Annotated in this window: 10 protein-coding genes and 1 pseudogene; 5 read left to right on the forward strand and 6 right to left on the reverse strand. The window is 72.2% G+C overall.

What is annotated here, in order from left to right; genetic code table 11:
* Positions 1–12 precede the first annotated feature (12 nt).
* From ENC19_RS23915 to ENC19_RS23925, 3 genes are read right to left on the reverse strand one after another with little or no spacing between them, the layout of a single operon-like run.
* A complete protein-coding gene (locus ENC19_RS23915) occupies positions 13–1,428 on the reverse strand; it encodes a ferredoxin reductase family protein (protein ID WP_164449308.1) in 1,416 nt (471 codons plus the stop codon).
* On the reverse strand, positions 1,425–2,804 hold the full coding sequence (locus tag ENC19_RS23920) for a DUF1501 domain-containing protein (RefSeq protein ID WP_164449309.1): 1,380 nt from the start codon (positions 2,802–2,804) through the stop codon (positions 1,425–1,427). Before ENC19_RS23920 ends, ENC19_RS23915 begins: the two co-directional genes overlap by 4 nt.
* An 8-nt stretch (positions 2,805–2,812) precedes the next feature.
* On the reverse strand, positions 2,813–4,657 hold the full coding sequence (locus ENC19_RS23925; RefSeq protein WP_309246338.1) for a DUF1800 domain-containing protein: 1,845 nt from the start codon (positions 4,655–4,657) through the stop codon (positions 2,813–2,815).
* 623 nt (positions 4,658–5,280) lie between these two features.
* Here ENC19_RS23925 and ENC19_RS23930 point away from each other — a divergent pair.
* Positions 5,281–5,538, forward strand: a complete 258-nt coding sequence (locus tag ENC19_RS23930) for a DUF3040 domain-containing protein (protein WP_164449311.1) — start codon at positions 5,281–5,283, stop codon at positions 5,536–5,538.
* Between the two features lie 100 nt (positions 5,539–5,638).
* Here the strand turns inward: ENC19_RS23930 and ENC19_RS23935 are convergent, their stop codons facing one another.
* Both ENC19_RS23935 and ENC19_RS23940 read right to left on the reverse strand, forming a co-directional pair.
* Positions 5,639–6,661 (reverse strand): SWIM zinc finger family protein, encoded by a 1,023-nt coding sequence (locus ENC19_RS23935; protein ID WP_164449312.1) that lies wholly within the window; start codon positions 6,659–6,661, stop codon positions 5,639–5,641.
* Positions 6,658–9,767: pseudogene (locus tag ENC19_RS23940) on the reverse strand (SNF2-related protein). The gene ENC19_RS23935 and the pseudogene ENC19_RS23940 overlap by 4 nt, the downstream one beginning before the upstream one ends.
* A gap of 88 nt (positions 9,768–9,855) precedes the next feature.
* Here ENC19_RS23940 and ENC19_RS23945 point away from each other — a divergent pair.
* Together ENC19_RS23945 and ENC19_RS23950 are read left to right on the forward strand one after the other, a co-directional pair.
* Positions 9,856–10,725, forward strand: coding sequence for a carbohydrate kinase family protein (locus ENC19_RS23945; RefSeq protein ID WP_164449313.1), 870 nt, complete (start codon positions 9,856–9,858; stop codon positions 10,723–10,725).
* A 108-nt stretch (positions 10,726–10,833) separates the two neighbouring features.
* Positions 10,834–11,040 carry a hypothetical protein gene (locus ENC19_RS23950; RefSeq protein ID WP_164449314.1) on the forward strand — a complete coding sequence of 69 codons (207 nt, stop codon included), beginning with the start codon at positions 10,834–10,836 and terminating at the stop codon, positions 11,038–11,040.
* 17 nt (positions 11,041–11,057) lie between these two features.
* On the opposite strand, the gene ENC19_RS23955 is transcribed toward ENC19_RS23950, so the two are convergent.
* Positions 11,058–12,203: a polysaccharide pyruvyl transferase family protein gene (locus ENC19_RS23955; RefSeq protein ID WP_164449315.1), complete on the reverse strand. Its 1,146-nt coding sequence runs from the start codon at positions 12,201–12,203 to the stop codon at positions 11,058–11,060.
* A 389-nt stretch (positions 12,204–12,592) separates the two neighbouring features.
* On the opposite strand from ENC19_RS23955, the gene ENC19_RS23960 reads away from it, so the two are divergent.
* Entirely contained in the window at positions 12,593–12,778 is a 186-nt protein-coding gene (locus ENC19_RS23960) for a hypothetical protein (protein ID WP_164449316.1), read from the forward strand.
* Positions 12,775–13,992 carry a glycosyltransferase family 2 protein gene (locus tag ENC19_RS30595; RefSeq protein WP_164449317.1) on the forward strand — a complete coding sequence of 406 codons (1,218 nt, stop codon included), beginning with the start codon at positions 12,775–12,777 and terminating at the stop codon, positions 13,990–13,992. The genes ENC19_RS23960 and ENC19_RS30595 overlap by 4 nt, the downstream gene beginning before the upstream one ends.
* Positions 13,993–14,212: the final 220 nt, after the last annotated feature.

Raw genomic sequence — 14,212 nt, forward strand, 5'->3', positions numbered from 1 at the left:
GGCGATGCCCTCTCATAGTTCGAAGGTGGCGAGGTGGATCTGTCGGCGTGGCACGCCGACCCGGCGGAGCAGTTGCCGGCTCTGCTCGACCAGTCCCGGCGGGCCGCAGAGATAGACGTCCCGCCGAGCCACGTCCGGCACCAACCGGCGCAGACCGTCCGTGGTCATCACCTGCCGGGGTCCGGGATCGTCACGCGAGCCGACCACGTACCAGACCTGGACGCCGCGTGCCTGCGCCAGCCAGTCCAGTTCCCGGTGCAGCACCACGTCGGCGGGGGCACGCACCCGGTAGATCAGCGCGGAACCCGGCGGCAGTTCCTCCAGCATGGCCCGCAGCGGGGTGATGCCGCTGCCGCCGGCGATCAGCAGGGCCCGCTCGCGGGTGCGGTGCGCCGCGGTGAAGGTGCCCGACGGGCCGACCGCCCAGACCCGGACCCCCGGCTCCAGCTCACGCAGGTCACGGGTGTGCGCACCGACCACCTTGACCGTCAGGCGTAGCCACCGGCCGTTGGCCGCGGCGGACACCGAGAAGGGATGGGACTGCCACCAACAGCCCCTGGTCAGGAACCGCCAGCGGAAGAACTGCCCGCCGAGCATCGTCAGCCGGTCGAGTCGCTCGCCGGTCAGATAGATCGACACGGTGTCCGGGTTCTCCGCGACGACGTCGGCCACCCGCAACCGGTGCCGCAGGTTGAACGCCAGCGGGGCGATCACCCGGCCGTACAGCAGTGCGGCGACCACCAGCAGGTAGAGGCCGATCCATCCGGTACGCACCGGATCGGGGCGGAACAGCTGGGTGCCGTTGCTGAACTGGTGGGCGAAGCCGAGCAGCAGCACCGCGTACGCGGCCAGGTGGGTGGCGTGCCACAGCTCGTAGGGCAGCGCCCGGCGTACCGCCCGGACACCCGTCAGCCCGATCAGTACCAGCAGGCCGGCGGCGGCGAACGCCGAGACCATGTCCTGGTAGTCGCGCAGCATCACGCCGGCCTGGCTCAGTGGCGACCGGCCTTCCAGCCGGGCGTAGCCGACGAGGATCAGGGACATGTGCGCGAGCACCGCGACCAGCAGGGTGGCCCCGACGTCCCGATGCCAGCGGGCGATCCGTTCGCCACCGGCCACCCGCTCCAGCACCGGCAGCCGGCTCATCATCAACACCTGCACGAGCAGCAGGTAACCGGCGAGCAGGCCGCTGATCTGACCCGCGCCGGTGAGCATCGCGGTGCTGCCGGCCAGGGAGCCGGCCGGCGTGTCCGTCCACCAGGGCAGCACGGCGGCGACCAGCCCGAGCAGGAACAGTCCGACCAGCAGCCGCCGGCCACCGGCACCGCGCCGTGGTACGACCGGCAACGGACTCCCGGTGGTGGGCCGACCGCCGGACCGGGAGTGCGCCGCGGTCCGGCGGTCGGAGTAGAGGTCGGGGTGGGTCACGCGTACAGCTTCATCGGGGCGTACTTCATCCGGGGGAAGATCTTGTCCACCTCCGCGTTGGTCAGCCCGAACCGACCCTGCGCCACCGATCCGTAGACGTTGAACATGTTGTTGTACTCGGGTACGTCACCGGAGTCGAGGCTGTCCAGTCCGTTCCAGGCACCGAGTAGCGAGCCGGCGAGCTTGCGACCGGACAGGATGGTCACCACGCCGCCGTGGCCGTGGTCGGTGCCGCCGCGGTTGGACGCGACCCGGCGACCGAACTCGCTGGAGATCATCACTGTCACGTCGGCGGCCCGGTCACCGAGGTCGGTGAAGAACGCCGCCAGCGCGGTCGCCAGCTCGTTCAACCGCCGGTACAACTGGCCGCCGTTCGTGGTGCCCTGATTCTCGTGGGTGTCGTAGCCGCCCATCCCGACGGTCGCCACCCGAACGTTGGCATCGCCCTTGATCAGCTGGGCGAGTGTCTGGAAGGCGGAGCCGACGCCCCGGTACTCGACGCCCTCGGCCGGCCGGTACGGCTCGGCGGCGAGCCTGCGCGCGGTGGCGAGTGCGCCGAGCCCGGCCTGCACCGCGTCCTCCACCGGGTGGTTGATACCGGTGAACAGGCCCTTGATCGCCTTCTCGGTGGCCTCCCGCTGCCGCTCGCTGCCGGCCAGCCGCAACGAGCCGACGTTGTTGAGCGAGAGTGCGCCGTTGTTGCCGACCAATGACCGGGGCAGGGTGCTACCGATGCCGACGCTGCGGAAGGCGGTGCCCTTGCCGAGCGCGTCGATCAGGCTGTCGAGCCAGCCCCGTCCGCCGGTCTCGCCGGGCAGGCCGCCGAGGTTGCAGGCGTCCGCGGCCTGGAAGTGGCTGCGGGACAGCCGCTCGTCGGAGACACCGGGGACGAAGCCCAACTGTCCGGACCGCAGCCACGGCTGCAGCGGCGCGAAGGCGCTGGTGAGCTTGAAGCCTCGACCGAGCGCCAGTGAGTCGTTGGGCAGCAGCAGCTCGGGACGGGCCCGGTCGAGCACCGGGTCGTTGTCCGGCGCGATCAGGCTCAGGCCGTCCAGGCCGCCGTACAGGAAGACGTGGATCAGCGTGCCCGTCTTGGTCGCCGCGAACGACGCCGAGGTGGTCACGAACTGGGCGGTCGCCAGGGCGGTGGCGGTGGCGGCGGCACCGGCGACGAAGGTACGCCGAGTCACCCCGCGACCATCCTGCTGCGCCTCCTCCAGTTCCTCCAGCCGCCGGTAACGGTCGGCCTCGGCGGCGTTCTCGGCGGCCACCACTTCGGCCTCCGCCCGCAGGAGTGCCTCGGCCGGGTTGTCGGCCAGCCGTCGCACGTCGGGGCAGTCGGGGTGCAGGTGATACGGGTACACAGTCTTCTCCATCGGATGCCTCACCGGAGGTGGTGCTGGGGGGATGCGAGGATCGCCCGCGCGACGGCGGTGATGGCCCCGTTGAACGTCGCGTCGACCTTCGTACCGGCGGAGACCCCGGCCACGCCGAGGATCAGCGCCCGTTCCCGGTCGGTGAGCCGCTGCCGGATCAGCCGTCGGGCCAGTGCGTCGACGTACGCCCCGGCGGTGGCCGGTGGGGTGGCGACCAGCTTCTCCGCGCGGGTGAAGGTGAACACGGTGCGGTTGGCGGCGAGCAGGTCGTGGGCCTCGTTCCAGCCGTTGACCATGGTGCCGACGGAGGTCCACGCGAGGTAGACGTCCGGGTAGCCGTCGGGCGTCGGTTGACCCATCGGGTGGTGACCCAGCTCGCGCAGCTTGTCGTGGATCTGCCGCAGGCCGCGGGCGTACGCGGTCCGCTGGTTGCCGCCGTTGTCGTGGTTGGGCGCGGCCTCGGGTGACACACCGAGCGTGCGGTAGGTGGCCACCAGGTACTCCAGCGGGCGGCGCACCTTCTGGCCCACCGCGGCCCAGAACTCCGACGAGCTGAACAGCGCGAGCAGCACCGGCTTGATCCGGCCCCGGTGGGAGGTGTACGCCTTCGCCAGCCGGTCCACGAGGGACTTGGGTGGGGTGTCCGACACGAACCGGACGGCGAGGTTCTGTGCCACGTACCGGGCGGTCGAGGGGTGTAGCGCGAGATACGTGAGGTAGGCGTCGATCGCCGCCTCGGCCTTCTCCGGATCGGCGGAGTTGTTGGCGTGGGTGAACCCCAGAATCTTCACCTTGCCGACGTAGTGCCGCTCCGGGCGGAACACGTAGCTGCCGTCCTTGACGCCCCGGCCGGTCTGCAACAGGGCCGCCTGGCGGACGTCGGCCTCGGTGTAGCCGCCGTCGACACCCACCGAGTACAGCTCGAGGTTCTCCCGGGCCAGGTTCTCGTTGACCGCGTCGGCACGGGAGTCGACCTGGTTGAGGTAGAGCAGCAGTGCCGGATGCCGGTTGGCGGCCAGGAACATCTCCGGATAACTGCCGAGCGCGTGCTTACGGATGACGTCCCGGTCGAACGAGTTGCGGTAGATCTCGCCGCCGTCGAAGTCGGCGGCCACGTGCAGGAAGTCGTTCCAGAAGTCGACCATCACCTCGAACAGCTGACGGTCGGACCAGATCTGCCGGGCGATCGTGGCATCCACCATCTCCCGCTCGGGCTGGGCGCCACGTTCGTTGAGCTGGTCGCGCTGCTCGCGCAACTGCTCCGGCGACAGCTTGAGAGTGGGCAGTTCGGCGAGCTTCAACTCCGCCTTCGTCGGGGCGATCTTCTCAGGCTCCAGCTGCCAGCGCAGCCAGCCGTCGATGCCGCGCTCCTTGATCTCCGCGAGTACCGCGGCGGTGGGGCCGAAGGTCAACCGGCGGGCCAGGTGCAGCTCCGGGTCCTTGGCGAGCACCGTCTTCACGGTGACCTTGGTCGCCGCCGCCGCGGCGGCCGGACCGGAGAAGGTGCGCCCGCCCTTCGGCGCGTTCTTCTTCAGCGCCTCGCCGCCCCGGGAGCCCATGTAGCTGTCGTTCTGCTCGGTGTACGTGCGTACCGTGCTCGCCTGCTGCCCGCTCGGGCGGGTGGGGGAGCCATCCGTCGGTTTGGCGATGGTGGCGTCGCCGGCGACCGCTGCCTCGTCGCCGAAGAAGGCGCGTACCCGGGGATTCATCGCGAGCATCGCGCCACCGGCCACGACGGCGGCGCTACCGCCGAGGGTGGCCAACGCTCGGCGACGGCCGGACGCACGGCGGGGTTCGTCGTCACCGTCCAGGTCGGGCAGTTCACCGCCGGGCCGGGCCGGGTCCAGCGGCACGCCGTACCCGTCCGGGCCGATCCACTGCGGTCCAGGGTTCGGGGCCGGCCGCTGGCCCTGGTGAACGTAGGGCTCCGGTCGGTACGGATCGGTTCGATGGGTCGGATCGCCGTGCTGGGGGTGTGGTTGCGGGTACCGGCGCCCGTCCCATCCGCGATCGTCCTGCCGTCGGTGTGGTGGCACCTGATGGTCGGCCATATACCGTTCCTGTTTTCTAACGTCGACGCACGACCGTGCCTCGGCCTGAGGTGCGGCGACTAATGTCCGAGGGGGGTTGCCAGGGGAACGTAGTCACCGGCATCCGGCCTAACAAGGCAGCCGTTCACGGCGCTCCCGCGCACTTAAGACGAGTTTCAACGCGGATGCCGGACTGCCGGCTACCGGCCAGTTGGCCAGACACGCCGCGAGCAGGGGTGTTTCCTCGGCGACGGCGCCCACCAGCGCCACTGCCACGCACGCGAGCGCCACGGGTCCGGTTCGGCGGCTTAGTAAGAATTAAGGTGCCGATAAGGAGCCGTTGTGGCAGCTCGTCACGGGTGAAAGTAGCACCAGCAAGAGCGCGTGAGCCCGCTCCGCAGCGGGTATTCCGCCGCACCGTTGCTGAACGCGTGAGGGGAAGGCACATGCTCAGCAAAGAGGATCAACGCAGATTCGAACAGATCACCCGCCATCTGCGGGAGAGCGATCCGGCGTTCTTCGCCCGGCTCGACAGTCGGGCCCGGGGTCGCCACGGCCGCTGGCTGCTGTTGCTGACCGTGGTGCTCTGGGCGGCGCTGCCGGCGACCACCGTACTCGCCGGCCGGCTGGCCGGGGCGATCTTCGCGGTGGTGCTGGTGACGAACGCCGCGCTGATGTGGCGGTTCCGTCAACGTTGGCTGTGAGGGCCGGGGCCGCGTGCCGCCCAGGATCGAGTGACCGCACGGTGCGGCGGAAAGCCGCTCGATCCGGGACCGAACCTGACCAGGGCGGCGCGAACCCGGCCTATTCGCCGAGCTGGCGGTAGGCGTGACGCAGGCGTTCGACGAGTCCCGGTCCACCGATGGCCGGCGCGGGCGCGCCCAGTTGTCGTAACAGCAGATCCGGCCGGGCGGTCAGGCTCGGCGGACGGTCCGGCAGTGGCACGGGCGGCAACCAGAACCGGTCCACCGCCTCGGCCAGCGGCGTGCCGGGCAGGTCGGCGAGCGCCCGGAGGGCACCGGCGGCGGGCACGTCCACCTGGTGGTGCCCGGGCCGACCGCCGTCGGCCTCCCGGCCGGTGTCGGGATGCCCGGTGTCCCGGGTGCGCGAGCGGCCACGTCGACCGGTCAGGTCCGGCGGCCCTGCCACGTCCCGCGCCGCCGCAGCGTCGACACCGGCCACCGGTGCACCGTCGCGGAGCTGCGGTGTGGTCGATGCCTGGTCCTCGACGCGCAGTCGCCGTAGCCGGGCGAGCAGGTCCGCCCGGCTGCGACCACGCCAGTGCAGCAGGGTGAACGGGTCCGCGTCGAAGGCCTCGGCGAGCAGGTAGAAGGTGGCGGCGAGGTGTTTGCAGGGCACCGCGACGTCCGGGCACGAACAGCGCTGGTCCAATTCGCCGATCGCCGCCGGGAACAACGGGGCCTCGGCCGCGACGAACAGTTCCTCCAGTTCGGCCGGCAGGTCGCCGGCGAGCAGCCGGGCACTGAAGAACGCCTGAGCGGCGAGTTCCTGTTCGATCCGTTCCCACAGCCGGGCCGGGAAGGGCGGCAGCGCGACGCTCACCTGGTACGGCTTGGCGCGCGAGCCCTGCACCACCGCGGTCACCACGCCCGGTGCGACGTCGAGGCGGAGCACCTGGCCGGCGCGGGCGTACGACCTGCCCCGGGTCAGCCGGGTGCCGAGCGCGAACGACTCCAGCACCTCGAGGAAGCGGCGGGACCACCAGGAGACCCCGATCGCGCCCCGGGTGCTCCGAGCCCGTAGGCCCCCGTCGACCCGGCGCGGCGGGCCGTAGTCGGCGAACCGGCCGCCGTCGTCGGCACTCACTCGGCCACCGCCCCCGCCTCCAGGGCGAACAAGTCACGAAGCTGGGCGGTGGACAGCTCGGTGACCCACTGCTCACCGGTGCCGACCACCGAGGCGGCCAGGCCACGCTTGTCGGCGATCAGCGCGGCGACCTTCTCCTCCACCGTGCCGGCGCAGACGAACTTGCGGACCTGCACCCGACGCCGCTGTCCGATCCGGAACGCCCGGTCGGTGGCCTGGTCCTCCACCGCCGGGTTCCACCACCGGTCGACGTGCACCACGTGGTTGGCGGCGGTCAGCGTCAGCCCGGTCCCGCCGGCCTTGAGCGACAGGACGAACATCGCCGGCCCACCGGCGGACTGGAAGCGGGCCACCATGGCGTCCCGGTCGGCCTTGCCGACGCCGCCGTGCAGGAACAGCACCTCCCGACCGAACCGGGCCGACAGATGCCCGCGCAGCATCCCGCCGAACTCCGCGTACTGGGTGAACAGCAGGGCCTTCTCCCCCGCCGCCAGGACCTCGTCGAGGATCTCCTCCAACCGGGCCAGCTTGCCCGACCGACCGTCGAGGGGCGAGCCGTCGCGGAGCAACTGCGCGGGATGGTTGCAGACCTGCTTGAGGCGGGTCATGGTGGCCAGCACCAGCCCACGCCGCTCGATGCCGGCGCTGGCTTCGATCCGGGCCAGCATGTCGTCGACGACCGCCCGGTACAGCGCCGCCTGCTCGGCGGTGAGGTTGCAGAAGACCTCCATCTCCAGCTTCTCCGGCAGGTCCGAGATGATCGACGAGTCGGTCTTGAGCCGGCGCAGCACGAACGGGCCGGTGATCCGGCGGAGCCGTTCGGCGGTCTCGGTGTCCCCGTGCCGCTCGATCGGCTCGGCGAACCGTTTGCGGAACGTCGCCGCCGGGCCGAGCAGGCCCGGGTTGGCGAACTGCATGATGGACCACAGGTCCGCCAGCCGGTTCTCCACCGGCGTGCCGGTGACCGCGATCCGGTGCCGGGCGGGCAGTGCGCGTACCGCCTCGGCCTGCCGGGTGGCGGCGTTCTTGATGGCCTGGGCCTCGTCCACCACCACCCGGTGCCAGTCGACGCCGGCCAGCTCCGCGGCGTCCCGGGCGGCCACCGAGTACGTGGTGAGTACCAGATCCGCGGCGTGCACGGTGGCGCTGAACTCGGCACCGCGAGCCCGCTGGGCGCCGTGGTGCACGTGTACCCGCTTGTCCGGGGTGAACCGGGCCGCCTCCCGCTGCCAGTTGCCGACCAGCGACATCGGACAGATCAGCAGGGTCGGACCGGCCTGCGGCGGGTCGGCGGCCAGCAACGCCAGCAGTTGCACCGTCTTGCCCAGCCCCATGTCGTCGGCGAGCACCCCACCGAGCCCCAGCGACTGGAGGAACGCCAGCCAGGCCAACCCCCGCCGTTGGTACGGCCGCAGCGTGCCCTGGAAGGACGGCGGCTCGTCCTGCGGGGCGAGCCGGCGATCCACGGCCCCGGCGAGCAGGTCGCCGAGCGCGCCGTCGGCGCTCACCTCCAGCACCGGCAACGCGTCCGGTTGTTCGGCGTCGGACAGGCCGAGCCGCAGCAGGTCGGCCACGGTCAGCTCGCCGGTGGACCGCAGCAGGCGCAGGCCGGCGGCGAGCCGCTTCGGGTCCAGCTCGACCCAGCGCCCCCGCAGCCGTACCAGGGGGGTCTTCAGCTCCGCCAGCCGGGTCAGTTCGTCGGAGGTCAGCGGCTCGTCGCCGAGGGCCAGCTCCCACCGGTAGTCGACCAGGGCGTCAAGTCCGACCCGGTCGTCCGGGCCGGTCACCGCGCCGGGCGCGCTGCGGGAGCGGGCCCGCAGCCGGGCACCGAGCCGCGAGGCGGGGCGCCGCCACCAGGACGGCAGCAGCACCGTGAAGCCCGCGGCGTGCAACGTCGGCGCGCCCTCGCGCAGGAACCGGTGCGCCCCTCGGTGTCCAGCTCCAGCCCTTCCGGTCGGGCGGTGCGCAGCGCCTCGTCCAGTTCCGGCCACAGCTGGCTGGCCCGGCCGAGTTCGGCGAGCAGGATCTCCTGTGGATGGTCGCCGGCCAGGTCACGCCGCCGCCGCGCCACACCTGCCCGGCGTCGACGTGCAGCCCCGGCTCGTCGGTGGCGCGCAGTCCGAACTCGATCCGCCACGGGCCGGTGGTGGCGACGACGGCACCGGGGTCGGCCGGCACCACCGTCACCGGTTCGGTCAGCTCGTCGGCCGACGGCTCGACCAGCCGGAAGCTGGCCCGCACCGTGCCACCGGCGGCGTCGCGCTGCCACTGGTCCAGCTCGCTACGGAGCGTGCGCAGCGCCGCCGCCTCAGCGGTGAACCCGCGACGTGGCCCGGTCAACGCACCCAGCCAGGCCGCCACGGCACCGTTCGGTCGCGCCCCCGGGCCAGCGTCATCGGTGGCAGGACGGCGCGTACGGCCGCGTCGGTGAGCGCGTCGAGCGCGTCGGCGACCAGCAGCCCGGCACCTCGACCCTCCCGTCGGACGGGCCGGCCCCCGGGTCGCGGACAGTTCCGCCTCGACGACGGCTCGGGCGGCGGGAGGCAGGGCCAGCGCCAGTGACCGGGCCCAGGCGGCGTCCGTGCCGGTCAGCAACGGCCGCCACACCGCCCAGGCGGAGCCCTCGGCGGCCGAGGCCGGGTCGGCGAGGCTGGGCAGGACCCGGCCGCGCGTGGCCAGGTCGGTGGCGAAGTCGGCCAGCTCGGCCAGGTGGCGCAGGCTCGCCCCGGGTGCGGCGGCCAGCTTCTCGACGGTACGCAGCAACGACAGCGCGGCGTCCGGGGCGTACGCCAGCACCGGGACCCGCCACCCGGCGAGGGTGACCGGACCACGCACCGGTGCCAGCTCGGTGGTGCGGACCAGTTCCGGCGAGTCCAGCGGCGAGCCGGCGCGGGTGGCAGGCGCAGCAGCGCCGTGCCGAGGTCGTCCGGTTCGGCGGCGTCAGCCAGCAGCGCGACGAGTGCGGCGTGCCCGGCGGCGAACGGGTGTGTGGGCGGGCCCGTGGTGCCCGGCCGGGGCGGCGCGGGGCCGCCGGTGGCAGGGTGCTGTCCTCGGCCCAGACCGCGAGCCCCCGACCGGGCAGCCACATCCCATGGACGACCAGCACGCACTCCCCTCGGACCGGACGGGCCCGCGCGACGGCGGCGGCGACCCGGGGCCAGGATAGGCGGCGCCGGCCGACCAGCGTCGGCACCATGTGCGACCTCCTGGTGATCGGCGGCCTCGGCGTCGACGTGCGGGTGCGGGTGCCCCGGCTGCCGCTGCCGGTGGTCGACTCGGTCACCGTCGACCCGATCGAGCTGCGGGTCGGCAACACCGGAGCCGGGGTGGTACTCGCCGCACACGCGCTGGGGCTACGGGTGACGGTGCTCGACACGGTGGGCGCGGACCCGGCCGGTGCCGTCGTGCGGGCCGCGCTGGCCCGTACCGGCGTGCGGACGGTCCTGGCCGACGACCCGGCGGGTACCCGGCGGTCGGTGAACCTGGTCGACCCCGGCGGACGGCGGATGTCGCTGTACGACCCCCGGGACTCGGACGGTCCACCCCCGTTCGCGGCGGCCCGGGTGGCGGAGCTGGTCCAGGACGCCACCCACGTCCATCTGTCGATCATGGGATGGGTGCGAAAACTGCTGCCCGACCTCGGTGACCTGCTCAGCGAGGGGGTGGGCAGCTCGACCGACCTGCACGACTGGGACGGGCACAACCCGTACCACCGTCCCTTCGCCGACGTCGCCGAGCTGGTGCTGGTCAGCGGTGCGGCGCTCGACGACCGGGCGGCGACCGTGGCCGGCACGCTGGCGCCGCGCCCGGTGCTGGTGACCTGGGGCGCCGACGGCGCCGACCTGTACCTGGGCGGCGACGTGCGGCGGATCCCGGCGGCCGTGCCGCCCGGCCCGGTGATCGACACCAACGGCGCCGGGGACGCCTTCGCGGCGGGGATCATCACGGCCCGGTCGCGCGGCGCGACCTGGGCGGAGGCGGCCGGGTACGCGTCCCGGGTCGCAGCCGCCTCCTGCACCCACGACGGCATGGAGTACCCACCGGGCCTGCTGCCCCGCGACTGACCGACGGGCACCGGTCCGAACCGGACTGCCGGCCCGAGGAGCAGCGGGCCGAGGCGGATCATCTCGCTTCGCCCTGCGGGTCACCGACGGCCGGGGCAGGATGGGCGCATGGCATCCACGGTTGAGATCCCACTGGTGGGCGGCACGGCCGACGGCGAGCACGTCACCGTCGAACTGGACCCGAACGGCCGGCCCCCGCTGACCCACCATCACCTGGGGCCACAGGGGCTGGCGGCAGCGGAGATCTACGAGTTGGAGTCCGTCGACGCCGACCGGCAGCAGTGGCGCTACTGCTGGCGGGGGCCGGCGGTCTGACCCGACCCCCGCGCCGGTCAGGCGCCGACCTCGACCAGGGACCGGTTGCGCAGGCTCTCCAGCACCGCCCGGGTGACCTGAGAGGTGCCCCTGGCCTCGTCGCACACCCGAGCCACCCGCTGGGCGGTGACCTCGGCCCGCTGCTCACGTTCGTCCCACAACTGGTCCACCTCGGCCAGCAGCGGGCCCTCCACCTCGCGTTCCACGCCACGCAACGCCGGCACCCCGAGTCGCTGCGCGAGGTCGAAGACCTTGCCGGCGTACGGCAGCGGCAGGAACGGGGTGCCCATCATCGCCGCGAAGATCAGGAAGTGCAGGCGCATACCAACCGCGAGGTCGAAGTGCTTCATCAGCCCGAGGATCTGCTGCGGTGAGTAGGTGCCGTGCAGGATCCGCCCTCGCTCCGCGGCGATCATGTGCGACAGCACGCCGTGCGAGTGCCGGATGTCGTCGCGTTCCATCGGCACGAACAGCACGTGCGCGTCGATCCGGTGCACCAGGAAGTCACCGATCTGCGCCAGCAGCCGGTGGTATCCGTCCACGTCCAGCCGTTCCGCCGCCCGGCCCGGCTCCCGCACGCTCATCCCGACCAGCCGTTTGCCGTCCGGCACGCCCTCCTCGCGGAGGAACTGAGCGGGAAAGTCCTCCGGTTCCAGCAGGAACGCCGGATCGCCGGTGACGGTGATCGGGTTGAGCAGGCCGGCCTCCTCCAGCACCATCCGCGACTCCTGGTCGCGTACGGTCACCTGGACCGCGCCGGCCAGCGTCTCCCGGACCATGCCGGTGTCCACCATCTCGCTGAGCGGCCCGACGCCAACGGCGTACGTCAGCAGCGGCAGACCCCGCTCCTGCGCCACCCGGACCACCCGCAGGTAGCGGCGTGCCTCCTTGTCGTAGAGGATGCCGCCGCCGCCCAGGATCAGCAGGTCGAGCTGGGACAGCACGAGGGCCGAGTCGGTCCGGCTGACCCCCTCCCACGGCACCGCCTCCACGTCTGGGTGGGCGACGGCGGTGTGCGCGGGATTCCGTGAGAACACGATGATCCGCGCGTGCGGCTCCTGCTGACGCAGATCGGTCAGCAGACCGGTGAGGATCGCCTCGTCGCCCAGGTTGCGCCCACCGTACGAGCCGAGCACGCCGATGGTCAGTCCGGCACGCGTCATCCGTCGCTCCTCCCCAGGTGCGTCCGCTCGAGGTTTCCCCGCTGCGCTGGTGAACAGTCCTCGCGGTCTGCTCGGCCACCGGATCAGACGGTGCGGCTGGCGGATGGGTGCGGCCGGGCACTCGGGGCCGACCGGACAGACTGCGGCATTCCACGCGGGGCCGCTGTCGACAAGCCGACTACCCGGGCAACGACCGGCTGCGGCGCGCGTCAGGCGGTCACACATTAGCTCGATGGGGTGACAGAGCGTGGTTGACCCTGGTTGACGGCTTTGCGAGGGTGTCGACCGGATCCCGCACCCCGAGCGGCTGATCCAGCGGCGGCCGGGGCACGACTGGGGCTGCACCCTGCCCGCCGCCACAGCCCCCGCAGCCCCGAGCGGAGAACTCGATGTCGTCAGGTAGCACCCTGCCCCGCACCGGATTCGACGTGGTCACCATCGGCGGTACCGCTGGTGTCGGCGTCGTGCAACTGTCGTTGCCGCTCGTCATCGCCGCTGTCGGTGTGCTGATGGTGGTCGCCGGTGCCTGCATGATCCGGATGACGTTCCGACGCGGACGGCCGATCGACGGATGAGCGCGCGCATCGGACCCCGACGGGTGCTGCTCGCGGCGGCGGTCGTGCTGGCCGCCGCGGCGGTGTGGGCGATACACCATGTGTTCGCGGTCTCGGGCGCTCTCGACGGCGCCGGGCACCGCTTCACCTACGTGTACGCGGGCATGTTCCTGTTGCTGTTGTGGCAGATCGGCGGTGCCTACCTGGAGCGGCCGGCGACGGCGACCGGCCAGGCTCGCGAGTATCTGGACGGGTTGCGGGTGGTGGCGATCGTCCCCGTCTACAACGAGGACCCGGCGGCGCTGCGTGCCTGCCTCGAATCCATGGTCAGCCAGGCCAACGCCGGCAAGCGGCACGCGCAGGCCGTGGCCGTACGCGCCACCGGCGACGCGGACATCTACTGGACGGTCGACTCGGACACCGTTTCCGATCCGCGGGCGCTCGACGAGCTGCTGCTGCCGTTCGCTGATCCTCGTGTGCAGTCGGTGGCCGGCGTGGTGATGGCCGCGAACGTGGGGTCGTCGTTTCTCGCGCGGATCACCGACCTGTGGTTCGTCACGGGTCAGCTCACCGACCGGTCGTCGCTGTCGGTGTTCGGAGCGGTGTGGGTCAACTCCGGGCCGATCGCCGCCTATCGGGCTGAAGTCGTCCGGGACAACCTCGACGGCTACCTGACGGAGCGGTTCTTCGGCCGGCACGTGGCCTTCTCGGATGATTCCCTGTTGACGTTGTACGCGATGGTCAGGGGGCGCACCGTGCAGCAGCCGACCGCGTTCGCGTTCGCGTTGATGCCGGACCGGTTCGGCCACCTGTGCCGCATGTACCTGCGGTGGATGCGGGGCAGTTTCATCCGCTCCTGGTGGCGGGTGCGGTACCTGCCGCTGCGGTCGTACGCCTGGTGGGCACATCTGCTGCGCTGGGCGTCGATGGTGGTCGCCACGGTGGTGTTCGTGACCGTCGTGTTCGTGTCCCCGATGGTCGAACCGACGCTCACGGCACTGCCGTGGCTGTTGTCGGTGACCTTCATCGTGGGGTGGGCACAGACGCTGCGCTACCTGACGGTCCGCCGGTCCGACGAGTCGACCGGCCGCCGGGTGTGGACGTGGCTGTTGGCGCCGGTGGCGGTGGTGTTCGCGGCGGTGGTGTTGCGAGTGATCCGCTGGTACGGGGCGGCGACGTGCTGGCGGACCGGTTGGGGCACCCGGCAGCAGGTGGAGGTCGTGCTGGCGCGCTGACCGCGTACGCGGGCCGGCGGTTGGCAACCTCACCCTGCCGACCGCCGGCCCGGACGGACGTCTCGCACCTCGACACTGGCCCCGCGTCGCTGACCGGCGACACCCTGTGCCACGTGGATCTCCGCGCGGACAACCTGCTCGTCGACCGGACCGGCCGCGTCACAGTGGTCGACTGGCCCTCGGCGGCTCGCGGCCCGGCCTGCTGGACACCGCGCCCGAT

Source organism: Verrucosispora sioxanthis (genome assembly GCF_010560025.1).
Classification (GTDB): Bacteria; Actinomycetota; Actinomycetes; order Mycobacteriales; family Micromonosporaceae; genus Micromonospora; species Micromonospora palythoicola.